General features: G+C 39.3%; 22 protein-coding genes and 2 CRISPR repeat arrays (1 of these 24 only partly in view). Of the genes, 3 read left to right on the forward strand and 19 right to left on the reverse strand.

What is annotated here, in order from left to right:
* Nucleotides 1-291: a CRISPR direct-repeat array (repeat unit 32 nt; unit sequence ATTTAAATCCACACATCCGTGAAGGATGTGAC) (it extends 3,102 nt beyond the left edge of the window).
* Nucleotides 292-470: 179 nt separating this feature from the next.
* The 8 genes from cas2 to I6N90_RS03980 all read right to left on the reverse strand — a co-directional run bounded on the left by cas2 (nt 471) and on the right by I6N90_RS03980 (nt 9,644).
* On the reverse strand, nt 471-761 hold the full coding sequence (gene cas2 / locus I6N90_RS03945; protein ID WP_197934182.1) for a CRISPR-associated endonuclease Cas2: 291 nt from the start codon (nt 759-761) through the stop codon (nt 471-473).
* Nucleotides 762-770: 9 nt separating this feature from the next.
* Complete coding sequence (gene cas1c, locus I6N90_RS03950; RefSeq protein WP_197934183.1) at nt 771-1,802, reverse strand: type I-C CRISPR-associated endonuclease Cas1c; 1,032 nt, start codon at nt 1,800-1,802, stop codon at nt 771-773.
* Nucleotides 1,799-2,455: a CRISPR-associated protein Cas4 gene (gene cas4, locus I6N90_RS03955; protein ID WP_197934184.1), complete on the reverse strand. Its 657-nt coding sequence runs from the start codon at nt 2,453-2,455 to the stop codon at nt 1,799-1,801. Before cas4 ends, cas1c begins: the two co-directional genes overlap by 4 nt.
* Entirely contained in the window at nt 2,445-3,308 is an 864-nt protein-coding gene (gene cas7c / locus I6N90_RS03960) for a type I-C CRISPR-associated protein Cas7/Csd2 (protein ID WP_197934185.1), read from the reverse strand. Before cas7c ends, cas4 begins: the two co-directional genes overlap by 11 nt.
* Nucleotides 3,309-3,324: 16 nt before the next feature.
* Nucleotides 3,325-5,226, reverse strand: coding sequence for a type I-C CRISPR-associated protein Cas8c/Csd1 (gene cas8c, locus I6N90_RS03965; protein ID WP_197934186.1), 1,902 nt, complete (start codon nt 5,224-5,226; stop codon nt 3,325-3,327).
* Entirely contained in the window at nt 5,223-5,942 is a 720-nt protein-coding gene (cas5c, locus tag I6N90_RS03970) for a type I-C CRISPR-associated protein Cas5c (protein ID WP_197934187.1), read from the reverse strand. Before cas5c ends, cas8c begins: the two co-directional genes overlap by 4 nt.
* A gap of 225 nt (nt 5,943-6,167) precedes the next feature.
* Nucleotides 6,168-8,591: a CRISPR-associated helicase Cas3' gene (gene cas3, locus I6N90_RS03975; protein ID WP_197934188.1), complete on the reverse strand. Its 2,424-nt coding sequence runs from the start codon at nt 8,589-8,591 to the stop codon at nt 6,168-6,170.
* 102 nt (nt 8,592-8,693) lie between these two features.
* Nucleotides 8,694-9,644, reverse strand: a complete 951-nt coding sequence (locus tag I6N90_RS03980) for a helix-turn-helix transcriptional regulator (RefSeq protein WP_197934189.1) — start codon at nt 9,642-9,644, stop codon at nt 8,694-8,696.
* A gap of 280 nt (nt 9,645-9,924) precedes the next feature.
* Nucleotides 9,925-12,916: a CRISPR direct-repeat array (repeat unit 32 nt; unit sequence ATTTCAATCCACACATCCATGTAGGATGTGAC).
* 799 nt (nt 12,917-13,715) lie between these two features.
* On the opposite strand from I6N90_RS03980, the gene I6N90_RS03985 reads away from it, so the two are divergent.
* Nucleotides 13,716-14,315: a DUF11 domain-containing protein gene (locus I6N90_RS03985; protein WP_197934190.1), complete on the forward strand. Its 600-nt coding sequence runs from the start codon at nt 13,716-13,718 to the stop codon at nt 14,313-14,315.
* Between the two features lie 200 nt (nt 14,316-14,515).
* Here the strand turns inward: I6N90_RS03985 and I6N90_RS03990 are convergent, their stop codons facing one another.
* The 11 genes from I6N90_RS03990 to I6N90_RS04040 form a co-directional block, all read right to left on the reverse strand.
* Nucleotides 14,516-14,842: a DUF1048 domain-containing protein gene (locus tag I6N90_RS03990; protein ID WP_197934191.1), complete on the reverse strand. Its 327-nt coding sequence runs from the start codon at nt 14,840-14,842 to the stop codon at nt 14,516-14,518.
* Nucleotides 14,843-14,852: 10 nt separating this feature from the next.
* The gene (locus I6N90_RS03995) at nt 14,853-15,200 is read right to left on the reverse strand and encodes a DUF1048 domain-containing protein (RefSeq protein ID WP_197934192.1); all 348 of its coding nucleotides are present in this window, start codon (nt 15,198-15,200) and stop codon (nt 14,853-14,855) included.
* Entirely contained in the window at nt 15,200-15,505 is a 306-nt protein-coding gene (locus tag I6N90_RS04000) for a PadR family transcriptional regulator (RefSeq protein ID WP_269669442.1), read from the reverse strand. Before I6N90_RS04000 ends, I6N90_RS03995 begins: the two co-directional genes overlap by 1 nt.
* Nucleotides 15,506-15,748: 243 nt before the next feature.
* Nucleotides 15,749-16,711, reverse strand: a complete 963-nt coding sequence (gene cysK / locus I6N90_RS04005) for a cysteine synthase A (RefSeq protein WP_442950939.1) — start codon at nt 16,709-16,711, stop codon at nt 15,749-15,751.
* A 77-nt stretch (nt 16,712-16,788) separates the two neighbouring features.
* A complete protein-coding gene (locus I6N90_RS04010) occupies nt 16,789-17,754 on the reverse strand; it encodes an ABC transporter ATP-binding protein (RefSeq protein WP_197934194.1) in 966 nt (321 codons plus the stop codon).
* On the reverse strand, nt 17,741-18,733 hold the full coding sequence (locus I6N90_RS04015) for an ABC transporter ATP-binding protein (RefSeq protein ID WP_197934195.1): 993 nt from the start codon (nt 18,731-18,733) through the stop codon (nt 17,741-17,743). The genes I6N90_RS04010 and I6N90_RS04015 overlap by 14 nt, the downstream gene beginning before the upstream one ends.
* Nucleotides 18,734-18,753: 20 nt before the next feature.
* On the reverse strand, nt 18,754-19,563 hold the full coding sequence (locus I6N90_RS04020) for an ABC transporter permease (protein ID WP_332262391.1): 810 nt from the start codon (nt 19,561-19,563) through the stop codon (nt 18,754-18,756).
* A 13-nt stretch (nt 19,564-19,576) separates the two neighbouring features.
* Complete coding sequence (locus tag I6N90_RS04025) at nt 19,577-20,524, reverse strand: ABC transporter permease (protein ID WP_197934196.1); 948 nt, start codon at nt 20,522-20,524, stop codon at nt 19,577-19,579.
* Nucleotides 20,525-20,560: 36 nt separating this feature from the next.
* Nucleotides 20,561-22,126 carry an ABC transporter substrate-binding protein gene (locus I6N90_RS04030; protein WP_232242516.1) on the reverse strand — a complete coding sequence of 522 codons (1,566 nt, stop codon included), beginning with the start codon at nt 22,124-22,126 and terminating at the stop codon, nt 20,561-20,563.
* 8 nt (nt 22,127-22,134) lie between these two features.
* Complete coding sequence (locus I6N90_RS04035) at nt 22,135-22,830, reverse strand: HAD family hydrolase (RefSeq protein ID WP_197934198.1); 696 nt, start codon at nt 22,828-22,830, stop codon at nt 22,135-22,137.
* A gap of 278 nt (nt 22,831-23,108) precedes the next feature.
* Nucleotides 23,109-23,540 (reverse strand): N-acetyltransferase, encoded by a 432-nt coding sequence (locus tag I6N90_RS04040; RefSeq protein WP_197934199.1) that lies wholly within the window; start codon nt 23,538-23,540, stop codon nt 23,109-23,111.
* A 218-nt stretch (nt 23,541-23,758) separates the two neighbouring features.
* Between I6N90_RS04040 and I6N90_RS04045 the strand changes: the two genes are divergently transcribed.
* Nucleotides 23,759-25,351 (forward strand): ATP-binding protein, encoded by a 1,593-nt coding sequence (locus tag I6N90_RS04045; RefSeq protein ID WP_197934200.1) that lies wholly within the window; start codon nt 23,759-23,761, stop codon nt 25,349-25,351.
* Between the two features lie 12 nt (nt 25,352-25,363).
* Nucleotides 25,364-26,116, forward strand: a complete 753-nt coding sequence (locus I6N90_RS04050) for a response regulator (protein ID WP_232242517.1) — start codon at nt 25,364-25,366, stop codon at nt 26,114-26,116.
* The last annotated feature ends 18 nt before the right edge of the window (nt 26,117-26,134 follow it).

Here is a 26,134-nt window from a genome sequence, read left to right on the forward strand (position 1 = left end):
AATCCACACATCCGTGAAGGATGTGACTTCCAAAAGCGCACCACGACTTGCTGAGTATGAAATTTAAATCCACACATCCGTGAAGGATGTGACGACCTGCATCATCCGTGTAAGTACCTGTATAGCTATTTAAATCCACACATCCGTGAAGGATGTGACGTATTTCATCCTCACAAGTAGCGGCAGGATCGGTATTTAAATCCACACATCCGTGAAGGATGTGACTACGGAGACCAGGTACATCCGCATTACGGGTGAAATTTAAATCCACACATCCGTGAAGGATGTGACGGCGATTTTACGCTAAAAATATAAAAAAGACTATATTTTCATGAAAAATCGTATGAAAATTAACCTGACACATGATTCCGTCTCATTTTCGGCTTATTTATTAACAATTTCTTCTTTATATCTGGTGCGAATGTCCCGGGGATTTCATGTGCACTATACATTCGCACCACGCTTTCGCACTAAAATATAAGTGGACCTTCTAGATCCAATGCTTCTTTCACACCAACATGTTCTACTTTATTCTTGAAGTTATTTCCTAGTTGGTAGAATCTAAGACTATCCTGATCTTTGTCGATGATATCGAGAAGTTTTAATTTTAATTCCGTAAATTGAGCTGCGTCTACAATGCATTCAAATACAGAATTCTGGACCCTCTGACCATAGTTTTGGCATATTTTAGATACATGCCGCAACCTTCTCTGACCACCACTGCTGATAGTGCTTACATCATAAGTTATTAATACCAACAACTAAAGCACCTACTTCCATAGAAAAGGTGGATACTCGTCTAGGTCATCGCGCAAGTACCTTGCTAACAACAATGCTTGTGTATGCGGCACAAGTCCCCAAGATATCTTCTCCCCTAAATAAGGATGTGTAATCTTCTCTTGTTTCTTATCTTGCCAGGCCGTTAAAAACTTCTTCCTACCTTCGTCCTTCATAATAACCGCACCATTTTCTTTCTTAAAAAAATCGTCATTGTTCACAATTTTCTTATTGATCAATGACAATACAAATTTGTCTGCAAAAACCCCTCGCAACTCCTCCATTACATCGAGTGCCAAAGATTCTCGCCCTGGGCGGTCTCGGTGCAAAAAGCCGACATAGGCATCTAATCCAACAGCTTCCAAAGCAGCAGCCATATCTTTAGATAACAATGTATAAGCAAAAGATAACATGGCATTCACATTATCAAGCGGCGGTCTTCGATTTCGATTATGGAAATAAAAATCCTCTTTTTGTTGCAATATCATATGGTCAAACAACCGATTATAAGAAACAGCTGCTTGACCTTCCAAACCTCGTAATCTCTCTAAATCTTCACATTCTCTAACGTCAATAATGATAGATGATAAATGCTGCGAGGCAGCTTTAAATTGGTCAACATCTATCCGCAATGGATAATCTCTTGTCATTCTTTCAAGCATCCATTTATGATTATAAATTTTACCGACAATGAAGTTACGAGCAATTTTTGCTGATACCACTTCATCTTCAGACACCAAATATTGCTTCTTTCTTAAGATCACATTACCTTTGCTTTGACCTATTACTCTTGCTAGAAAACGCCCATTCATCGTCATAAAAACGATATCGATATTGCGTTCTGCACAATAGCCCATTAGAGCTGGGCTCGCTCCTGTATAACCAAAAGCAATTATAGATTCGATGTTATGAAGCGGTACTCTGCCTAACTTTTCTTGTTCCTTTAGTAATAAAATATTATCTCCATCGAGTGACAAATAAATATCCGGTTGTGTAATGTACAATGTATTCAGTAATTTTTTCATTCCTTGATTTTCCCTTCAAGATAACTTTTCACTGTCCGTTTAGTCATCAATTCTGGTAAGCATATATTATGAAGGGAACAACTTTTACAAAATGAACCTGTTTTCACTTTTGGTGTATGTCTACGTCTGTAGTAATCTTGCATTTCTGTGAAGATTCGCTGGACCTTAAACTTTATTTCCGAAGTAATTGGTACTTCAACCCTATGCTTTATTTCATTGTAGAACATATAGCCTACATCTATTTCACATAACAACATCTCTTCCAAACAAATTGCTTGTGCAGCTAATTGTAAAATATCTTCATCATTTGTTTTTGGTTTGCCACGTTTATATTCAACCGGGTAAGCGATATACTTCCCCTCGGCTCCAAATACTTCGACACCGTGATCACTTTTTATAAACTCCACCACATCGCAAATGCCTGAAATGCCATGCTTATTTGACATTATAGGCATTCCGCGAACGACGAGCTTATCTCCCCGTTTCTCTCTTGTAAACGGCTTATCAGCATTCCTATGAAGATGTTGCCCTTCAATTGTCTTCACATTTTCTTCCCATTGTTGTTCTATGTGAATTAATGCCCACTGACGTTTACAAAATTGAAAATGTTGTATCCCCGATAACATAAGAAAGTCATCTTCGTTATAGGCCATCAATAATCTCGACTTTCAAACCTTCCAATGGCTGCAAATCAAAGCTGTAATCTGTATATTCTTTTGGCTCAGCTACACGTTTCTCTACTAATAGTGAACGATGTACTTTAGCTGATGAGTATTGCCCTAACTTGGAATTATGCTCCCACCAAAATACTTTATGAACTTCCATACTTCCTTCTGGTCTTGCAGATGATAAATCATTTTCGAATAATGTAATAAGTGCCTGCTTAAACTTTTCTGCATCCTCTTTTGTAAATTGCGTTTTTTCTGCCAATTGCGTATTAATGCTTCCCTTAAAAATATATACACCTGAATCTACACGGTGCTTCATACCCATCGTATCAGATCCTCTCGATGAGCCAGGTTCAGAATTTACACTTTTTGTAATTTGCATACTTGTAATATCAATAGGATCAATGCTTGTTGCTGTATGAATAGATACTGGACCTCTTACACCTACTGAAACACCTGATCCAGCCTTATCTGATTTGAATGCAAATACTTGACCAAAACTCCGAACGTCAATCCACTCTTGACAAGCAATCTGAGCAAACTCATCACTTGATCCTGTTTTTGACTTCAATATTTTCCCTAATTCAGCATTGGAATCAGCACGTTCTCTTAAACTACCATACGAATCATTTTTTCTGTCATTGGACTGTACAAAAATGGATTCTCCCATATCTTGCAGGCGGTTACGAATCTTTCTCTTCAAGGCAACGTCGGAAATCTCACCGAACCCATCATAATTTTGACGTGGACGGTTTCCGTTAAGCGGATCTCCATTGGGGTTAGCCTTCGATACGGATAGTACAACGGCAAAATCAATTTTATAATCCAAAATCGTCATATTTTATCTCTCCCTATTAGTTGATTGTCTCTTCAATTACAGCTTCATCTTTATCCTTTTTCTGATAAAGCTCGTGCCGCTGGCTATAGTAACCTAACAAATATAGACCTGTTAATGGTTTATTATTAAATTCATCAATTGGGAGACGCGATCCAACTTCATCAATAATCTTATTTAAATCAGTCGCTTTTCTCCCTAGTCTTGCTTGATATGGCTGGAGACATTGCTGTATAGTTTTCCATGTTCTCTCTGGATGATTTGAAAACGCATTCATAAAGCGAATGGCGTTACTCGCACGATTCTCATCGGGACCTAGTGCACGTCTTTCTAGCACATCTGCAACTGCCAATAACCGTCCAAATAAATAATTTCGATCGTTATTATCATAATCTAATGCCACATTCAATTTCTCCCTTCTGTTGATTAATGAACATGTGATACTAAGCGTCTTCTCCCATTCCCAATTTTCCATAGCAACCGGATTAGATGCACGGTGAAACGCACTCATTTCAATATCACGAGGTACTTTTTGATCATCCACAATACATGGAAACATTCGCTCTATCAAGCCTTTGACAACTTTATCTCCCGCCCTTGATCCATATGCAGCAAATGCAATATCTTTTGTAGCAGGAGCGCCATAAAACTTAACAAAATTGCCTTCTTCATCTTTACGATAACGGTGTAACCATGCGCATGATGAATGCCACTTTACAAGTCTGTCCAAATAAAACTCTTTATTCAAACTTCGATAATACAGTACTGCCATGCGTCCTGTTGTTGCAGAATCAAGGATCATAATGTTTACGTCAGATTTTGTAGGAATGGAAAGCCGATTTTTGTAACCATCTAATGCTTTCGCAACTTCATTAGCAAATTCTCGATACGTGAATGGGATGGTGTCCCTTACCTTTGCAACAGATGGGAAGATATCAAAAGATTCCTCTGTTAATCCTGGCAAATCTAGTTCCGTATTCGCCCATACAAGAAAGACTCGTCCATCAATGATTTTGCCTTGCCGATTAATGAGCCACTTTAAGGCATTATGTGCCTTCTGTGATACATCATAGCTAATACTTGCCACTTCAAATCCCTTATTAAAACGTCCACGAAACGTAAACCCAGTATCATCGTTTGCTGAAATTAATTTTGCCTTATCGCCAGCATGTCTGATTTTATTTGCATGTTTATCTGTACTTGGCAATAATTCACCCGTCACATAACAATAATCAATCTCTCCGAGTTGCTGTCTATAGTACTGAATAAATGATTCATGCATCTCTTTGTCCTTCCACACATCATTCGATAACGGGTTCTGTGAATAGACATTAAATCTGATAAATATACTTTCTGGACCACCAACCATAACCGAATAAATGGGTGGTTTAGGGCCATATCGTGCTTCAGAATCCTTGTCCCATTTAGTGATTAGACGTCCGTCTTCATCTGTATAAAGCACCTTATCTTCAACTAAGTCTTGAATAAGACAACCCTTGGCCAAGTAGGAGTAGATGCTTTTAACCTTGGGGACAGCGTAAGGAGATTCAGCCCACTGGCCTAATTTACTAATGTAAGCTGCAAATGGATCTTCTCCCTTCTTCACTTCTCCACCATAGGCTACAAAATCCCCTGCTACATAACTTAACTTATCATGTAGTGGGTAAGGTGCTACTACAGCACCTGCTCTGCTAGCAGATTTTTCCGTACAAGGAAGAAGAGTACTAGCATCGGACTTATCAATGACTATTGCAGAATGATACCTTCCATCCTCAGTGATGTCTAATTGAATATGTGCGGTTTGTGTCGTGTGAGAAATTGGTAGCAATGTATACTCTTGATCATTATGTTTTTTTTCTATCTTACCAACGTGTTCTAGATTAGATTTGTAAGTTTCATATAGATGGAGTAGCCAACTCATAGATTCCCCCTCCCTTCTAATTCATCAGATAATACATCCACTTGCTCAACATTGCCCTGATCAAAATATTTAGCCTTCATCGCAGAGACCGTTCGAACCTGCTCACATTGTTCTGGTTTTTTGAATTGAATAATGCCATCTCTCATTACCGGACTCCATAGACGTACTTCTAGCTGCTCTCTTCCTGTTTCATCAGGATAGTTAATACCATGTATCATATTGCCAAGATGAATATCCCCGTAATTGTCATAAAAGCTTTTACCTTCACCGAAAACACAGGGTTCAACATATGCCTGGCATTCTCTAGTCCCAAGAAAGATATCTCTACGTCCTCCCGCTTGCAGTGAACGCTTAAATATGTTGTGATGCTTATTTTCGTTACGATCAAAAGCCATCTCTGGACGGTTCAAGTTGAACTCAAAATGAGCTCTTACCTGATAACAAGGGTCCTTCAAATAAGTGTAATTTGCTAGCGTATTGCCACCACCGTATTCCAGCGGACGAATACCCTTTGACTCCATACGGATTGCATTCATGACTCTCACTTCGTCTATCACCATAATGAGTGTGGGCTTCCAATAAATAGATTCAACAATCCCTTTAAGAGCCTGATAGGTTGGGACTTGGTAACTAAGCTTTTCTCCTCCCAACTTAGTTAGAGGGTCTGTAAACAATGCGTAACTTCCATATGCCAAAAATTCCACCGAATTCCTCATGCAATCACCTCCTTACTTTAATGACATTTGTTTCTATTTCAATATATCTCAAATGGATGATATTGTAAATGTTTTTTTGTTTTAATACATTGTATGAATTTTTTTAAATCAAACCCATATATGTTATAATTAAATGTCGCTATTTTTATAGTGTGGATTGAAATATACATTGTATGAAATGAAAACCTACTTCATAAAGAAGATAGGTTTCTTTCATTTACACCCTTAAAAAAAGCCGCCTTCAAAGCCACTCTCATTCTCAATATCAACACCAAATCTATCACTATAAGCACTTTCCTTAAGCGCCCATACCTTCCCATCAAATAAACTTACTAATCCGTTATTCTGAGTTAACTTCTGGATTTCATAAGGAAGCAAATTAATCGTGTATTGCTGTGAGCTCCGTAACAGCTTTGTTAAATTTTCAATCGTCTCACTTCCATTTAATTTCGCTATAATGTCCTTTCCTTCTTCTCCATAAGGTGCAATTACAGCGGTTGTATAATTATCTATAACCTGAAAGTGATCCGCAGCTGTTCGATAGCTATTTATTATAAAAAGTGGCAATGCTGTACCGTTTTCATATTTGTTCGCAAGATAGAAAGAACTATCTTTACGATTGGCGAGTAATAACTCCGTCATATCTCTCTCCAATTTTGAAATCGGATAGTTCAAATTTGATTTTAATTGGTTATAAAATCTTTGGAAATATTGTTTCATCGCATCGACAGACAGGACATGTCCACCGTGATTATTACGATCCTGTTTTATATCAATTAGTAACTTTTTTGAAATCTCTTTTCCAATCCTTATTTCCTTCAAATGTTTTAAATTTTCTTCCTCATGATCAATGACATATACATACTGAATATCCCATTCTCCATGACGATTACATCTGCCAGCAGCTTGGGCAATCGAATCCAATCCAGCCAATGAACGAATGACACATTTAAAACTTACATCAACTCCCGCTTCAATCAGCTGTGTGCTAATACATACCACCTTCTCTTCCCTAGCAAGGTGTTCTCGAACTTTCCCCAAGATATCATTTCGATGGGCAGCACACATAGCAGTGCTCAAATGATAGATCGACACGTCCTCGCTACTTCTCAATAGCTCATAAAGTCGTTTGACAACCGACTTCGTATTAAGAATCACCAGAACACTTCCGACTTCCTCAATCTTCTCTTCTACGAATTGAACAAGTTTTTCATTCGTAAATGTTTCATCTGTCGCTCTATCTATTATTTCCACACGTGTGAATGATTCTATAATTTGATCCAAATGATTAATAATTTCGGATTCGGCTTCTAATTCAAGCTTATGTTCTACAAAATCAAGAGTCGGTTGTGTCGCTGTGCATAGGATAAGTGTGGATTGACCATATATTTTAAGAAAATTAACAGCGTAATTAAATAATGAAACACATGGAACAGGAACCTTCTGTACTTCATCAAATATAATTACAGATTCGCTCAGATTATGCATTCTCCGAATATTCCGACTTCCCCGTTCATAAAAAACATTTAGAAATTGTACCATCGTTGTAAAAATAATCGGAGCATCCCAATTATCTTTTGCAAGCTTCAGCTTCTGACTTTTATTTAGAATGCCATCAATATCCTCATCATCTTCCGTATCATTAATAACATTCGAATGATGTTCAAGCAAACTAGCATCATCTTGAATGATTTTGCGTATTTCTTCAGCGTTTTGTTCAATGATCGTTGTGAACGGAACTACGTATATAATACGTTTTTTCCCAAACTCCATTGCATGTTTGAGAGCATAGCGAAAGCTCGCTAACGTTTTTCCACCGCCTGTTGGAATCGAAAGTTTATAAATACTTGGCGTTTTCATCGCAAACTCATCACAACGATCCGACATTTGCTTTCTTAATAGATTGATAGTGGAGTTAGCGTCCTTATGCTCTTTAAATGAATTTATTTTGTTCATCAATTTCCCATAATAATCTTGAAATAACTTACTGCTTTCTACGGGTGGCTCGATACTTTTGTTTTCCTCAAACAATCGTGTGTTTGTACGATCTGCATCAATTAATGCACTAAATATAAACTTTGTTAAAAACATAAGTTTACTTTCTTGAGATTCTGTTGATGGTTTTAACATAAAGGATTCTAGTTCAGTTAATGCTTTCTGTACGTATTGTCTAAGTTCATCCTCGCTTACAACAGCATCAAAAAAGTTTTTTTTTGCTTCCTCATAAAATTTAAGTTCTTTTTCAAACACACGTTTCAAATAATCGGATTCTAGATCAGGATTCAAAAAGTCATGCAAATAGGAATGGTGTGAAATAATAACGTTGCCAACTACTTCTGCCAAAATCCATTTCAAACTAGGATTAGGTTCATTATGATATAGTTCAAATAACAATTTACCACCTGCTGTTGAGTGGTCTACGCTTCCACGCCTCGGCGGATTATCCGGACTATTCACCGCGTCCAATATATACTTTCGAAATTCAGCTGTAAATTTACCCATATCATGAAGTAAACCAGCTAATCCAGCAATATGCTTTACACCAATTTTCTCCCCATACGATTCGGCCAACTTCTTAACTCCAAGCAAGTGCTCCTCAACACTTTGAATAGCTTTATCTTTCCCTCGAATGTGAGCAAAATAATCCATGCAAATGACCTGCTTTCTTTTTATTTTGATTATCGTTAAGATGCTATGATGTAATTATGCAATTTTGAAGTGACAACCATTCGTCTCGAATGTACGTTCGATTTATTGGTATAATTTCATCCATACATCCAATTCTTTTTTAATTGAATCTCTAGCCTGCAATGGTTCTAGTATCTCTGCTTCTGGTCCATACTGTCGGACCCATCTAATAAACTCTTCTTCGTTATTTACAGTGACCTCAAATAGAATACTTCCGTCAGTCATATCTTTCATTCTTGGACGAACAAATAATTCCTTTTCTTTTATATATCTAGCCACATTAGGGCTAAATCGAACTTTAAAAGTAACATTCCGATTACCTTGTTGAATAGACCACGTATTTTTCAAATGATTTTTTATATTAAAATCGCCTTTATGGAATGTGTCCGAAGTTATTTTAACTTCAAGCAGACGACTAACCCTGAATGTTTTCACTTTCTCATCTTGAAGGCATTTGCCAATCAGATAAAAACGTTGATCACGAGGCACAAGAACGTATGGGTCAATTTTCCGTTCCTTCGTTTCATTTCTATACTGGCTGTGATAGACGGTCTCGATCGTTTTCTGCTCCAAAATAGCTTGTATTATCGTTTGTAGATAGTTAGGACTGTCCTTTCGATATGCAGGTGTTCCTGTTTGAATAATTACTGCGATATTCTCAAATACATTGTTCTGCTGTGATTTTTCCTTATTAAGAGTAGACATAACCTTGTCGTAGGCTGTTTCAAAACCAAGAGGTAGCTTTTCTAAATCTAATACTGAGGGCAACAAAGAAAATACAAGTGCTTCTTGTTCGGAGAAGTTAAGAGGGTACATAAAAAAATGACCGATAAATCTAAATCCAGCACCTCTACCTTCACTTGTAATGGGGGCAATTAAGCTGATAATATCTATATCTCTATAAATCGTACGTATAGTAACATCATATTTGAGTGCTAATTCGGACGCAGTTATTCCTGGTTTTGCTTGAATTGCGATAATAATATTTATTAGTCGAATAACTTTATCAATCATAGATTCGCTCCTTATTTCAGGAAATGAGATACTATGATTATAAATTCGACAAAATCCAATAATTTCCTCTATAAAAGATATTTTTTGTCTTCATCTGACGCAAAACTATAGAATAAAAGACGAATTGGCAGCATATTGTCGTTTCCATATTGAAATTAACTAGTTAAAAGAAGATCTATATAATCCTAAAACGAGATATCTTTTAATCTGAGTTCATTGCTACGACTATGTCTCGGTTAGTTTAGTGTTTTACAGCATTAGTAATATATAAAACAACATTATTTCATATCACACATCCATGTAGGATGTGACACGTGCTGAACTCGCTGTTGCTGATTTGAGATTAATTTCAATCCACACATCCATGTAGGATGTGACCTTTAAGTGCCTCTGTAAGCCCTGTGATCTGACCATTTCAATCCACACATCCATGTAGGATGCGACCATCATTTCCTCTAATTAATTCAGTCGTTCTAGGATTTCAATCCACACATCCATGTCGGATGTGACGTCTTCTCTACTCAATTCCCCACATTCTAATAGATTTCAATCCACACATCCATGTAGGATGTGACTCTTCGTCCGCAACAAGGCGAATAAAGCCATCCCATTTCAATCCACACATCCATGTAGGATGTGACTGGCACAAAGTAATTAATCCAGCCCATAATCATCATTTCAATCCACACATCCATGTAGGATGTGACTCACCCGTCTTTGATTTACTAGGGTGACGGGCGTATTTCAATCCACACATCCATGTAGGATGTGACTTGTAAACTGCTTCAAACGGCAACCCCGAATTTATTTCAATCCACACATCCATGTAGGATGTGACCGTACATAAGGGATATCACAACAGATTATTTACAATTTCAATCCACACATCCATGTAGGATGTGACAATCAGTAATCCAAGTAGGGAGCTTAGTATAGAAATTTCAATCCACACATCCATGTAGGATGTGACCTTTGCTCCAATGCCCCCAAGTAGTAGACCGATATTTCAATCCACACATCCATGTAGGATGTGACCTCTGCGTTCTACCGCAATGTATGGCTGCGAAGGATTTCAATCCACACATCCATGTAGGATGTGACGATCTCACGGAACACACCAAAGTGCCAGCAGAAATTTCAATCCACACATCCATGTAGGATGTGACCTGGCGGTTTTAAACCACATAAACGCAGAGTTATCAAAAGATTTCAATCCACACATCCATGTAGGATGTGACACCAGCAAATGACTCTGATCTTATCATCTATAAATTTCAATCCACACATCCATGTAGGATGTGACTATCCAATGAGTCCTAATATACATATAGCAAATAATTTCAATCCACACATCCATGTAGGATGTGACTTATTGGCATGGTTGGCAAGAGTGCTGAAATTTATTTCAATCCACACATCCATGTAGGATGTGACTTGGCTACAAGATTAGCAGAAGGCATTGTTAGAATTTCAATCCACACATCCATGTAGGATGTGACCTTCGTAAGGGACTCATGGAGACTCGTAGTCATAATTTCAATCCACACATCCATGTAGGATGTGACGAGATTCATCCAGCACAGTAAGATACCCTGCCCATTTCAATCCACACATCCATGTAGGATGTGACGCCCAAACGTCCGTTTATCTGGATACCTTGCAGATTTCAATCCACACATCCATGTAGGATGTGACACGCTTATGATTGGTGTAATTAACCAAACCAGCAATTTCAATCCACACATCCATGTAGGATGTGACGATGGGGGCGGCACTTTGTATAAAAGAGGGAGTATTTCAATCCACACATCCATGTAGGATGTGACATTGCGCTTCTCTTCTTTAGTGGCTGACATTTGAATTTCAATCCACACATCCATGTAGGATGTGACAGTTAACATTCCGAGAATTAGCCCGACCGGTACTATTTCAATCCACACATCCATGTAGGATGTGACAAGTCCCATATTTCATATTTTGTTCTTGTTAAAATTTCAATCCACACATCCATGTAGGATGTGACTTGACTAGCTTCTGCAAACGACTCCGAGATGATATTTCAATCCACACATCCATGTAGGATGTGACAAGGTGGTTTTCACTTACAAGAAAGAAATAATGGATTTCAATCCACACATCCATGTAGGATGTGACTGCAAGTATCGGTGTAACCATTGCCCATAGTTTAGATTTCAATCCACACATCCATGTAGGATGTGACGACATACCTAAAAGATAATCTGTGGAGACATCAAATTTCAATCCACACATCCATGTAGGATGTGACTATCAATCACTAAGTAATGCAGTATGTCAGGATGATTTCAATCCACACATCCATGTAGGATGTGACGAGCCGCTAGATGTGGATGGAAGATTGATAGATAATTTCAATCCACACATCCATGTAGGATGTGACTTACCTTGTGGTAAACTCTTAATTTGATATAATAATTTCAATCCACACATCCATGTAGGATGTGACTTGGACGTGGTTCTATTTCTAGATAATCTATTAAATTTCAATCCACACATCCATGTAGGATGTGACTCCTCCTAATTTTGAAGATGTCATTTCTTACTGTATTTCAATCCACACATCCATGTAGGATGTGACAAAAGCTTCATTTGATCGATAATCAAGTGAATAATTTCAATCCACACATCCATGTAGGATGTGACGGATCAACGCCTTTGTTTCGTTCTTCACAGTAAATTTCAATCCACACATCCATGTAGGATGTGACACAGGTGAAAGCTTGACGGTTCAAATGAGTGGAATTTCAATCCACACATCCATGTAGGATGTGACGCAGGAGCATAAAAGGCTGAAATTATTCTGTGTAATTTCAATCCACACATCCATGTAGGATGTGACGCATGCTTCTGAGCTTGATCTCCTACATAGTTTTATTTCAATCCACACATCCATGTAGGATGTGACAAAGACGAGATAGCAGAAGGATCGCACAGAGGAATTTCAATCCACACATCCATGTAGGATGTGACAAATAACCAAGCTCTAGTATCCGAACTATGGTGATTTCAATCCACACATCCATGTAGGATGTGACAGCTTTTTCTTTCAACTTCTTCACAAAATAGTTAATTTCAATCCACACATCCATGTAGGATGTGACAACCAAATTGCTACTGACTTTGGTTTAAAGTTAGATTTCAATCCACACATCCATGTAGGATGTGACTGCCTTGAAATTTGATTTGCGGATGCCATTTGCCATTTCAATCCACACATCCATGTAGGATGTGACAGCGAATTTAAATAAAATATTTGAAATAGAGACCAAATTTACTCATCTATCAGATATTTTTATAAAAAATTCAATACTACGATAACAGTTTTGTGCATTTTTACATAAAAAGTCGCTCTAATAGTGGTGCGAATGTACCAGGGTTTTCATGTACACTCCACATTCGCACCATTATTAAAATGGATAAAATAATTTTATTTTAAAAGTTTTGAATCTATTTGTTGTGATAGTAACATATTCTTCCTGATTAATTCAATAAAATGTAATTGCATGCATCGGCAATATCGAATCAACTAAATGATGAGACGCTGGGTGTATGCGACCAAGCGATTGAGCTTCTTGTAACTTCTCCACAATTCGACCTTAATCCATTACAACAACTTCATTTGCGAACTTCCCTATCATCTGCATATCATGGGATATGAACAAATAAGACAATCCAAGCTGCTTACTGCTTCAACAAACATGATGAGCTATGGTTTCAGCGCTATCGCTCTTGCTATACAGACTCGTTGAAATTGTCTTCGTTAATTTCATGTAGATATTTTTCATTCACATTAGAGCTCAAATTTCTACAATAGTATATTAATCTATCAAATAGATCTATTTGAACTACCTTTATCATTTTTCCTTCAATTAATTTCCACTTTAGATATATAACATATTGACCACTAATTAATTTACCAATCTACAGGCCGTTCTAGCAACCCGCCGTTCCAAAACACCTCCCTTCACGCATCTAATACAACATGTACAAGTAGCTTCACCGATAACTTGTGACACTAAGGGAGGGAATGTTATGGCTGCTAATCTAATAGCTGTGAAGTTGGTCGACAAAGTATGTGCTGTCGTGAATCAGACGTTGACGTATACCATCGTCATTACGAACTGTGGACCTGATGCCGCTGACAACGTCATTTTTACTGATATTGTGCCTACTGATACGACTTTTGAACCAGATAGCTTTATATTAAATGGCGTGGAGCAAATAGGTGCAGATCCGAACGTGGGGGTAAATATCGGGACGATTGTTGCTGGTGGATTTGCGACGGTTTTATTCCAAGTTGAGATTAACTGTCTTTCTGCTACAACAATTATTTCAAATGATGCATCAGTTGCATTCGATGCCGTCATCGTGACAAGTAATACAGTAACGACAGAAGTACTAGCTGCTGATGATGCGCTGTTGCAAATTGCACTTGATGAATTAAATATTGCAGAAACATTGAACGAGCAAGGAGAGAATATTCAAGCAGCCATCCAAAGTGGGGTTTCCATATCTGATTTACTTGCAGTAAACGAAGCAGCTGAAGAGGCAATCGAGGAGGCAACTGACGAAGAAAGGGAATTAGTAGAACAATTGCAGGATGTTTTGGAATGTATATCGATTACTCCATAATATTTTGTTATTTTAACGGTCTCCACGATTTTTCTCCTACTTTATTAAAAAGGGAACAGGCATACGTGGCAGTCTGCTCCCTAGCTATCTTTATCCCCAATGACTATGACAAATAAAGAAACCGGAGGAACGTGCAAACGGCATAGAGTGAAAACACTTAATTATACCCCGTAGCTCATTCAAATACTAAGTGGATAGAATTACCGTTGGGAGTTACCTTCTTGGTCAACAGATTGTTGATAGATGTCAGCGTAAGTTATTGAATCTTTGATTAGATCGTCGCAGAAAGCAGCTACGTCATTGCCAGTCACTTCAAGCACACCTTTCCCTAATGCCGCACCTTCTTCAAAAAAATCAACAATCCCCGAGAGTAAATCCATCCCATCGGTCAGTTCAACAGGGCCGACCTTAAAGAAATATTTTTGAATCTCTTTATAAACAATTTGATAATCTTTTGGAAGCGCTTTGACACGCGCTATGTGCGCTCGCCACTCCTTTTTGCCTTGGATGATATCTTGTATTTTCATTTTCCCCCTCCTATTTCCCTAATTTTTTCGCGATATTTTTATTGAGTTGCTCACGCCACTTGTCACGATAAGACTTTGCCCCTTCTTCGCCGACCAGCGCTGAACAGAAACCTTTGATATCATCACCCAAAACCTCTTGGACACTCTGACCGTCCGCTGCTGTTTCTTCGAGCAGGCCAAGTACACCGTCAAGAATTGGCATGAGGTTGCGACCAGTAAAATCTGAGTGCGCCCAAAGATTTGCATTAATTTTTCCCCATGCTGCTTGATAATCAGCCGGCAGCTTTTTGGCTCGCGACTCAAAAGATTTCATCTCTTTAGTCATGTCACTTCCCGTTACTTTTTCCCAAAAGTTCATTATCCCCCCTCCTTTAACTCGTTAATTTTTGATGAAACGAACTCCCATTTTTCCCAGAACTTCTGTAGTTCCTTGCGCCCTGCGTCGTTTAGCATGAAAAACTTGCGCGGCGGTCCCATGTCGGAAGGCTTCTTAGTGATCTCCACCAACTTGTTTTTTTCAAGCCGGATTAGGATGGTGTACACTGTTCCCTCCACAACATCTGTGAAGCCAATAGCATTCAACTCCCGCGTGATTTCGTAGCCGTAGGTTTCTTTGCGGCTTATAATCTCAAGCACACAGCCCTCGAGCGCCCCTTTGAGCATTTCCGTTAAGTTTTCCAGCACAATCACTCCTTACTATTCTGTATCACTGGTATGAAGTGATACTTACTACAGCTATAAAGTAACACGTAGTAGCAGTGGTGTCAAATGCCTTTTCTCTATTACTAATTTTCACTATACTGTCCGTAAACGTAATGAAGCTACCGATTGACGCTGGCAGCTTCATTCCTGATCGTTTATAAAACCATTTTTCACAATAAATGGTCGAATTACAATGTTATTTTATTATCCACTAACTTCAATAACTTCCGGTTCATCAAACAACCCCAAACTTAAATATCTTTCTCCTGTATCCGGGGCTATACAAAGCACCCGCTTCCCTTGACCTAACTTACGTGCTACTTGTAGACCTGCCCACACGGCTGCCCCTGAAGATGGGCCTACTAAAATACCTTCCTTGCGAGCAAGTTCCCTTGCCGTTTGCCAAGCAGCTTCATCTTCTATTTGCAGTACTTCATCAATGACGTCTCTATTTAATATAGGTGGAATAAAGCCGGGACTTGTGCCCGGAATTTGATGAGGCCCCGGCTCGCCACCAGAGAAGAGTACAGGTGAGTTTATCGTTTCAACTGCTATCACTTGAATGTCAGTCTTCAATTGTTTGAGCTTCCCTCCTACCCCAGTGATGGTTCCACCCGTACCAGCGGTAGATACAAAAGCATCGAGCCTTCCTTCGAGCTGCTCCCATATTTCAATCGCGGTAGTTATCCGATGAGCATCAGGATTTGCTACATTTTCAAATTGATTTGGAATGTAACTGTGTGGAATGCTCACTTTCAATTCATTTGCAATACGTACGCCACCCTCTACCCCATCCGCTGCTGGGAAAAGGATCACTTCAGCTCCATATGCTTTCAGCAAGCTGATCCGCTCACGCGACATGGAATCAGGCATAATGAATATCGCTTTATACCCCCGAACAGCCGCATTCATCGCGAGACCAATTCCCGTGTTTCCACTAGTTACTTCTATTATGGTAGATCCTTGTTGCAATCGACCGCCCTGTTCAGCCTGCACAATCATATTGTGTGCTGCTCGATCTTTAATGCTGCCACTTGGATTGTAAGCTTCCAGCTTTACATACAGTTCTGCATCACCTAGCTCAGTCAACCGATTAATTTTTATTATTGGAGTATTACCTATCAATTCATCGATACGTTGTACAAGTTCTCCACGTCTACTGGACAGATACAACACTCCCTCTCAACTCATCCATGATTGATATATTCCATTTCTATTCACGGTTCATCGCCTGCTTAACTTCATCAAACCAAATGACAACTAACAGAGTGCCCTCTGCGTGCTTCTTTAAGCTCCGGCACTTCCCGCTTGCAACGATCCTCCACATACATACAACGAGATTGGAACGCACATCCACCCGAAAGTGCAAGAGGACTCCCAATATCCCCCTTCAAAATAATTTTTTCTCGCCGACTATGCCTGTTCTCACTCGGAATGGCTGACACTAAAGCTTGGGTATACGGATGGAGCGGCTTTTCATAAACTTCAGACACTTCAGCAATTTCTACGATTTTGCCCAAGTACATAACCGCGACTCGATCACTCATATAATGGACAACGTTTAGATCATGTGAAATAAACAAATAGGTGAGCGAATAATGCCGCTGTAACTCCTTTAGTACATTTAATAGTTGAGATTGAACAGACACATCAAGTGCAGAAACAGGTTCGTCTAATATTAAAAATTCAGGATTCAACATAAGTGATCGTGCGATTCCAATCCTCTGCCGTTGACCACCGCTAAGCTCATGCGTGTACATTCTTTCATATGATTCATTTAGACCGATTCGCTCAAGCATCTCCATAACCATACGTTTCCTGTCCGCTTTATTGCCGATCCGATGAATACGCAGCGGTTCTTCAAGCAATTCCGCTATTCGATGTCTAGGATTTAATGAGGCGTATGGATCTTGGAATACATATTGAATTTGTTTGTGCATAGCTTTCGCTTCGGTTCCACTAACCTTTGTAACATCCTTACCCTTGAACAAAATGGTTCCTGTAGAAGTAGGGATTAGTCCCGCAGCCAATTGTCCTGTCGTCGATTTCCCGCTTCCACTCTCCCCTACTAATCCAAGCGTCTCGCCTTTTTTTATAAAAAGAGATACGCCATCAACTGCACGAAGCACTTCATCCCTTCTCCACATACCTTTACGTACATAGTGCTTCTGCAAGTGCTGTAATTGCACAATTGGCTCAGTTAACGGCATATGCGAGTGCTCCTTCTTCTACGGCCAAGAAACAGCTGACAGCATGCATCTTGTTTATTTCAATACGGGGAGGTGAATGCACAAAACATTGCTTAGCTGCGTGTTCGCATCTTGAGCTAAATCTGCAGCCAGCTCCTCTCTCATGTAGTGCTGGAACTGTGCCCGCAATCGAGAACAACCGCTCATTCTTTTTCGCTGGAGTCGGAATTGAATCAAGCAGTGCTAACGTATAAGGATGTTGGGGATGATCAAATATTTCTTCTACCGTTCCTTCTTCCACTATTTGTCCTGCATACATAACCGCCACACGATTGCACACTTCGGATATAACTCCCAAGTCATGAGAAACAAGCATGATCGTCGTTCCGAACTGTTGCCGAATTTGCTTCAAAACATCCAGTATTTGAGCTTGAATGGTAACGTCGAGTGCAGTAGTCGGTTCGTCTGCAATTAATAATCCCGGATTGCATGATATCGCAATTGCAATCATGACACGTTGTCTCATACCACCAGATAGTTGATGTGGATAATCCTTCATCAACGCTTCCGGGTGAGGGAGACCTACCTTGTGTAGCAATTGCACGGCATGTTCTTTTGCCTGTTTTCGAGACATTTTAAGATGATACGTTAACATTTCTATAATTTGTTTCCCAATTGGTAAAGTCGGATTTAACGACGTCATCGAATCTTGGAAAATCATTGCGATCTCTTTTCCTCTAATCTTCCGCAACTCGTCTTTAGAAGAAGGATCCAGTAACTGTGATTTGTACTCTACTTCTCCCCTACTTACTTTCAAAGCACTTGGCAACAAACCTAATACGGAAAGCGATAATGCACTTTTCCCGCAACCAGATTCACCTACAATTCCAACTACATCACCCGGATAGATCGATAAAGATATTCCATCTAACACAGACAGTCGCGGCCTAGAAGATTTCACTTCGACATGCAAATTACGAATATCGAGCAGTGGCTTCATCGTTTCCTCCTCTTAATCTCTTATGTCCTGCTATCCCTTAAATCTCGAATACCGTCACCAAGCAAATTGAATCCTAAAACCGTTATCGTAATGATGATGCCCGGAGCAAGTGTAAACCAAGGTGCTTTGCTCATATAACTTTGCGATTCATTTAGCATACTGCCCCAACTTGGATCAGGCGGCTGGACACCTAAACCGAGGTAACTGAGTGCAGCTTCTATAAGAATAGAGGTCGAGAAGCTTAACGAAGCCGTCACCACTATCGATGAGATCATATTAGGTACAATATGTCTCCGTACAATCGTAAGGTGCCCCGCACCAATACCCCGCGCTGCTTTCACAAATTCAGCTTCCTTTAATTGAAGAAATCCGCTGCGACTTACCCTTGCAAAGGTAGGAATCGATAACACACCAATCGCTATCATCGTCTGGAACAAGCTAGGTTTAAATAAGGTTACAAGTATTAATGCAAGCATAATACCGGGAAATGCCATAAGTGCATCGATCAAACGCATAAACACTTCATCGACCCATTTCCCTATATAACCTGCTAACGCCCCAATGATAACTCCACCAACTAATCCAATACCAACGGAAACCGCTCCAACCGCAATTGCAGTCTTCGATCCTTCCATTACTCGGCTCAATATATCACGGCCAAAATTGTCAGTCCCAAGCCAGTTTGACAATGATGGACCTTGCAAACGATTAGCGATATTCATATCATTCACATCGTAGGGGATGTAGACAAAGCTGATCAGCATCATGAGAAAGAGAAAGGAAACGAAGATGATTCCAATCCATAACGTTATTCCTTTTTTCTTCTTCACTATTATCCCATCCCTACTTCAGTCGAATTTTCGGATCTAACCAGCGATAAGAAAGATCTACAACAAAATTAATGAGCACAACAGCAAATGCAACGATAAGCACAATCCCTTGAACTAAAGGATAATCGCGATTACCAATCGCTGTAATGAGTAATCTTCCGAGTCCAGGCAATGTGAATACTTGTTCAATGACCAAACTGCCTGCAACAATTTCACCAAAGTTCATGCCTGCCACTGTAATGACAGGAATGAGTGCATTTTTGAGCACATGTCTAAAGTAAATAGTGAAGTCAGACAATCCTTTACTATATGCTGTTCGCACATAGTCCAAATTTAACTGCTCCAGCATAGTCGTCCGTAAATAACGAACGATAATCGCCACTTGTGGAATCGCGATAGCAATGGACGGTAGCAGCAACGATTTAAATGCCAACCAAGGATCTTCCGACCATGGCACAAAGTTGCTAATCGAAAACCACTTAAGAGCAAGACCAAACACGAGAATTAACATAATACCTGACCAGAAGGATGGAATAGCGAGCCCCAACTGTGTTCCGATAGAAATGACCAAATCAATGAACTTCCCTCTCGCCCTTGCCGCGGTAATACCTAAAGGGATAGCGATAACGATCGTTAGTCCAAATGACATGAATGCTAAAGAAACAGTAACTGGTATACGATCAGCAATAAGTTCAAGCACAGGCTGCGAGTAACGAAGCGACTCACCAAGCTCGAAGATTGCTAAGTCTTGTAGCCAATGAAAAAACTGCTCATACAGCGGTTGATTAGCCCCTAACTTCGCTAATAAAGCTTCAATTTGCTCTTCCGATGCTTCCGTCCCCAAAATCGCAAGTGCTGGGTTTCCCGGAATGATACGAAAGGCAAAAAAGGTTAACAAGATAACGAACACAACAGTCAGAAGGAGTGTACCAAGTCGGCGCAACACATAGCTATCAATCATATCCTTTTCTCCTTCGAGCACTCAGCATTTATCCCATTATTCCGTTAAATATACGGTTGATAGATCCTGCACATAAATCGGATATTGCGTATAACCCGCAATGTTCTTCTTCAAAGCGACATTTAGATTCGGGTCCATAATGTAAAGGGCTGCTGCATCATTTGTTAAAATCGTTTGTGCTTTTTTGTACAGCTCGATTCGTTTGGCGAGATCGTTTTCTGTTAAAGCACTATTTAATGTTGCGTCGAACTCCGTATTTTTATAGTTAAAAAAGTTGTTTTTGGCATCGGACAAATATTTGCTTAATATATCGTGCGGATTCAACTTTCCATCTAACCCGATTATGGTTGTATCATAATCTCTTCCTTTATAAATACGCTCCAGCCATACTGCCCACTCGACAGGCTCAATTTTTACCTTAATGCCGACTTTATCGAGTTGCTGTGCAATAACTTGTGCCGTATCTACATGGAATTGATAGTTGGAAGGAACCGATAATGTTGTAGAAAAACCATCTTTAAACCCCGCTTCAGCTAGCAAGCTTTTTGCCTTTTCCACATTAAAGCTATACGTATTTTCCAAACCTTCTTGATAATATTGTTTGAAGATAGGACTTAAGTTTGAACCTAACTTCGTTCCTTTGCCAAAGGCGACAGCCTCAATAATTTCATCCTTATCTACTGCATAATTGATCGCTTGGCGAACTAATATATCGTCGAACGGTTCTCTTGCAATATTAAACGTTAGAAGTTGAACAAGATTTTGCGGTGCACTTACACTTTGATAATCTGGATCTAATTGCTCCAGCTTCTCCGTCCCGATTCTCGGATAAATATCTGCTTCCCCAGCTTTAAGTGCAAGAAGTGCTGCTTCCGCATCCGTAATAATTCGGAATTCCACTTGATCGAGTTTAGGGGTATCTTTTACGTAATAATCTTGAAATTTAGCAAGTACAAGCTTCTGACCGGGCAAATATTCAACAAACTTAAATGGCCCTGTACCGATTGGTGTTTTGTTGCTGTCCTCATATCCTTTAGGGATAATCGCCGTTGTAAGTGAAGTAAGAAACGATGAGTTGTTAGCCGTCAAATGAATGACAATCGTCTTCGCATCTTTAGCTTCTATCGAATCAACAGCTGCAAATGCTGGTGAAAGCGGCTTGCCTGTATCTTTGCCTGCTAATCGATCATACGAATATTTCACATCTTCGGAAGTTAACGGTGCTCCATTATGGAACTTTACTCCTTCACGAAGTTTGAACGTATAATCAAGTCCGTCTGCTGAAATTTCATATGACTCCGCAATAGCAGGATATACTTCACCTTTACTATTTGGTTTAAGTAATCCTTCAAACACGTTAAACAACATTTCCGATGTTCCTGCGGCAACTGCTAAGTGAGGGTCCAAAAAATCAATATCTTGAGGGACGATAACGACGATATTCCCTCCTTTAACTGGAGTTTCCGCAGCTTGCTGAGTTGCCGTCACTTCCTCCTTATTTACTTTCGGCTCTGTCTTAGCGCACGCCGACAAAAGAGCAATAGCAAACACGATAGCCCCTATCTTGAACCAAAACTTTCGTTTTCGACTGATCTTCATCATTATTCTCCTCATTTAACAAGTAATAGTAGCGGTACTTCTTCTATAGAAGTTACAATGTGCTCACACGTCAATTCTTCAATGCCATACGTTCCAAATCGGTTAATTAATACGGAGTCCATGCCTACTCTAGCGCTCCCAACCACATCATCATAATAATTGTCCCCGACATACAAACACTCTTCTGGTGAAAGACCTGCTAACCGCATCGCCCGTAAAAATATTTCTTCCGTAGGTTTCTCCACACCAATCTCTGACGAGATAACAATATGATCAAAATAAGGAAGCAACTCGCCTTCCTCCAGTACTTTTCTAGCCGAAGCATCCCAGTTACTTATTAGACCTATTCCGATTGCGTGTTTCTTTAATTGTTCCAGCACTTTTTTCGAATAAGGAAAGGGTAGCCACTTTTGCTTACGTACATGCTGTATTTCCTGCATGCGTTGACTTTGCTTATTTAGGTCGAACTGTAAACCTAACTTGTAATTTAACACTCCGATATACCAAGGCATAAACGTCGTTACTTCTTTGCCAAGCGCGCCTGGATATTCTCGCATAAACTGTTTATCTGTTGCGTGATATGCCCGCTCCAACTTTTCCAAAGACATATTAATCCCGTTTTCCTCTAGAAATTGTCGATACACTTGTTCTCTTGGCAAATACACAAGTGTATAACCTAGGTCAAACCATATGAACGTTTTTTTCATGTCTTCTCTCCACTTTCGGCTACAATCCGATCTAACGGGAGTCTGCTATTCGTCATCGTATTTAGGTTCACTCCTTACCTATAGCACTAAATAAACACAAAAAGGAGATGCAGGTTTCTAATCAATACTGAGTAGAAGCTACATCTCCGGCAGTCCGGTCAATTTAACTTTTGTTATTTAATTTATATTTAACCTATGCGCTTACTTGGTTATTGGCAATACTACCACAGACCTAGAAAATCGGTCAACATTATTTTTGTGAGTTGCGATCATCTTGCTCACCCTTTTCTCCAAACCATTACATACCCCTTTGCTGATGTGTTTTCATCAACAGACTCTTCTGCAATAGTAAATTTATTTTTAATATAAAATCCAATCGCACTTTTGTTTTCCTGATACACTTTTAGTTTCAAGCTCTCTTTCTGTTCTTTCGTGTAATCCAAAAGCACCTTACCATACCCTTTGCCCTGCTTAGCGGGATCTACAAACAATGCTGCTAAATAATTATCAACTAATGAAATAAAGCCAATAAGACTATCATCTTCTACTAAAACAAATGACTGGGACATTGGGAAATAGACCTCTTTCATTGCCTTTTGGTTGGAAACCCAATAATCTTCAGCGATAAATTGATGTGCCTGCTTGGAAGCCTCAAGCCAAATATGTACCATTTCGTCTAAATCATTAGTTGAATATTCACGTACTATCAATTCCAATCCCACCTATCTCTGATTTATTTAATCAGTTGTTATTTTCAACACTATTTTACCATAAGTTTCCTTAAATGGTCTATTGCTCACACAACTGATCGACCCATCTTTATCTTAAATAACTAGATATCATTTAGTTGCTCAATCTCTACTAATTGTTTATAGTTAAATTCAGGATTAATATAAAGCGCTTTCAAACTTACATAGGTGGACCGTATATGAGATTACAAGCAAAAATGTTCAATGTTCGTTTTCTAACACAATTAGTCATTTTAATTTGTGCAGTAGTGTTCATTGGAATGGCATTAGCTGGGATGTTGTTTTCTTTTATGCTTAACGACATTTTAAAGAAAAATATCGGACAACAAGCGATGACTGTAGCTAAGCTCGCTGCGATGGACAAACAAATTATAGATGCATTTGCTCTACCCGACCCTTCCGCAGAGATCCAACCGATCGCAGAAAGGATGAGGTTAGAAACAGGCGCTAGTTATGTCGTTATCGGCAACAAAGACAACATTAGATACTCTCACTACGACCCCGAGCAGATCGGCAAAGTAATGGGAACGACTAACGAGCCCGTTTTTTTGGACGAAATGTCTGTTGTTTACGAAGGAAGCGGCATATCTGGTCCAGCTTTAAAAGCAAAAACTCCGATTCGTGATCATCATGGTGATATTATCGGTGTTTCTTCTGTTGGCTTTCTCCTAGATGAAGTTGATGAAAAGATCGCTCAATATCAAAAAAAAGTTATTATGCTCACTCTTGTACTGTTTCTATTAGGATTTGTATTAGCTTATCTTATTGCTCTCCGGGTCAAAAATTTAACGTTAGGACTTGAGCCGAGTGAAATATCTTTTTTGTATAAAGAAAGAGAAGCTACGTTAGAGTCGATCCGCGATGCGATCGTAGCTGTTGATATGGAAGAAAAGGTTGTTACGATGAATCGTCGAGCGCGCGAACTGCTGCACAGGGATATACTAGTCGGTCATAGGCTTAGCCATCATCATCTTCGTGAAATTATCCGAACAGTGACGAATACGGGTCAAGGGCACAGCAATGGCAGAATTTTTCTTGATTCACAAGTGTTCGCTATGCAAGTGGAGCCTATTTTGCAAAATGACGTCGTTAAAGGTGCTGTAATTACTTTTCGACCTGAATCGGAAATTGAGCAACTAACAAACGAGTTTTCCGAAATCAAAACATTTTCTGAAAATATGCGCGCCCAAAATCATGAATATTTAAACAAACTAAATATCATTTACGGGCTAATCAGCTTGAAACACTACGATAAAGCGATCGAAATCATTTCTGAAGAAGTCAAAGAACGGCAAAATATTATAGCCTTCCTAATGACTTCCGTAAAAGTACCGCTAATTGCAGCTTGTTTACTAGGTAAGATCAATCGTTCAAAAGAATTAAAAGTTAATTTGGAAATAGATGCTGATAGCCACTTAACCTATCTTCCACCAGATGCAGACTCGAAAGCACTCGTCACTATCGTTGCCAATATCATTGATAATGGTATGGAATCTGCACGTGAAAAGAACGAGCACAACCCTATTGTAAAAGTCTCTTTTACTGATCTCGGCAATGATATTGTGTTCGATATCGAAGACAACGGCCGAGGTGTTACGAAGGAGCAAGAAAAACTTATATTTGTGGATGGTTATACAACAAAGTCTGGAGAAAACCATGGAATTGGCTTAACTATTGCCAAACATGCTTTACAAGAATTAAACGGACAACTATTCATCGACAAAAGCTCACTTGGCGGAGCAAGATTTACGATCGTTGTACCGAAAAAGTAAATAATCTAATTCATGTACAACTCAGACGGGGTGATGATGATGGCAGTAGCATTAACGGACAATTATATTAAAGTTATGATTGTAGAAGACGATAACATCGCGGTCAAAATTTATGAGCAATTTACGAATAAAATAGACGGGTTCAAAATTGTCGCATCGGCTAGCGATGGGAATCAAGCTTTGGAACTACTAGAAGTGTTCACGCCAGATTTGCTGCTTCTCGACGTTTTTTTGCCTGATATGCGGGGAATTGAACTATTATGGAAAATTCGTCAGTCACAATTGCAAATCGATGTCATCTTAATTACTGCAGCTAATGACTCCGAAACCGTAAGTGAAGCTATTAGAGGCGGTGCCTTCAGCTACATGATTAAACCGATTATGATAGATAAATTTACTAGTACGCTCGAAAGATACAAAAATATACGTACTCAGCTGAGTGATCAGCAAATTGTAGATCAGCATGTGGTTGATCAGTTGTTCCGACCTGTCGGCCCAATGACACCAATAGCTAACAATCCATCGAAAGAGAACTATCTGCCTAAAGGGATAGACAAGTTAACGTTAAAGCTCGTTCGTGAGAAAATCATGTCCATTCAAGTAGCGGTCGGCGTGGAAGAATTGTCCGAAATTGCAGGAATGAGTTACTCCACAGTGAGAAGATATTTGGAATACATGGTATCAATTGAGGAAGTTATTATCGATATAAACTACGGGGTAGTAGGACGACCAGAACGTAAGTATAGATGGTCTAACAAAAGTTAATAGAGAAAGGTCTAGCTT

This window comes from Paenibacillus sp. GSMTC-2017 (assembly GCF_016019935.1).
Lineage (GTDB): Bacteria > Bacillota > Bacilli > Paenibacillales > Paenibacillaceae > Pristimantibacillus.

Excerpts from the sequence above, each read along its gene's own strand:
- cas1c (WP_197934183.1), bottom strand. The coding sequence starts at position 1,802 with ATGAAAAAATTACTGAATACATTGTACATTACACAACCGGATATTTAT.
- cas4 (WP_197934184.1), bottom strand. The coding sequence starts at position 2,455 with ATGGCCTATAACGAAGATGACTTTCTTATGTTATCGGGGATACAACAT.
- cas7c (WP_197934185.1), bottom strand. The coding sequence starts at position 3,308 with ATGACGATTTTGGATTATAAAATTGATTTTGCCGTTGTACTATCCGTA.
- cas8c (WP_197934186.1), bottom strand. The coding sequence starts at position 5,226 with ATGAGTTGGCTACTCCATCTATATGAAACTTACAAATCTAATCTAGAA.
- cas5c (WP_197934187.1), bottom strand. The coding sequence starts at position 5,942 with ATGAGGAATTCGGTGGAATTTTTGGCATATGGAAGTTACGCATTGTTT.
- cas3 (WP_197934188.1), bottom strand. The coding sequence starts at position 8,591 with ATGGATTATTTTGCTCACATTCGAGGGAAAGATAAAGCTATTCAAAGT.
- I6N90_RS03980 (WP_197934189.1), bottom strand. The coding sequence starts at position 9,644 with ATGATTGATAAAGTTATTCGACTAATAAATATTATTATCGCAATTCAA.
- I6N90_RS03985 (WP_197934190.1), top strand. The coding sequence starts at position 13,716 with ATGGCTGCTAATCTAATAGCTGTGAAGTTGGTCGACAAAGTATGTGCT.
- I6N90_RS03990 (WP_197934191.1), bottom strand. The coding sequence starts at position 14,842 with ATGAAAATACAAGATATCATCCAAGGCAAAAAGGAGTGGCGAGCGCAC.
- I6N90_RS03995 (WP_197934192.1), bottom strand. The coding sequence starts at position 15,200 with ATGAACTTTTGGGAAAAAGTAACGGGAAGTGACATGACTAAAGAGATG.
- I6N90_RS04000 (WP_269669442.1), bottom strand. The coding sequence starts at position 15,505 with ATGCTCAAAGGGGCGCTCGAGGGCTGTGTGCTTGAGATTATAAGCCGC.
- I6N90_RS04010 (WP_197934194.1), bottom strand. The coding sequence starts at position 17,754 with ATGCCGTTAACTGAGCCAATTGTGCAATTACAGCACTTGCAGAAGCAC.
- I6N90_RS04015 (WP_197934195.1), bottom strand. The coding sequence starts at position 18,733 with ATGAAGCCACTGCTCGATATTCGTAATTTGCATGTCGAAGTGAAATCT.
- I6N90_RS04025 (WP_197934196.1), bottom strand. The coding sequence starts at position 20,524 with ATGATTGATAGCTATGTGTTGCGCCGACTTGGTACACTCCTTCTGACT.
- I6N90_RS04030 (WP_232242516.1), bottom strand. The coding sequence starts at position 22,126 with ATGATGAAGATCAGTCGAAAACGAAAGTTTTGGTTCAAGATAGGGGCT.
- I6N90_RS04035 (WP_197934198.1), bottom strand. The coding sequence starts at position 22,830 with ATGAAAAAAACGTTCATATGGTTTGACCTAGGTTATACACTTGTGTAT.
- I6N90_RS04045 (WP_197934200.1), top strand. The coding sequence starts at position 23,759 with ATGAGATTACAAGCAAAAATGTTCAATGTTCGTTTTCTAACACAATTA.
- I6N90_RS04050 (WP_232242517.1), top strand. The coding sequence starts at position 25,364 with ATGTACAACTCAGACGGGGTGATGATGATGGCAGTAGCATTAACGGAC.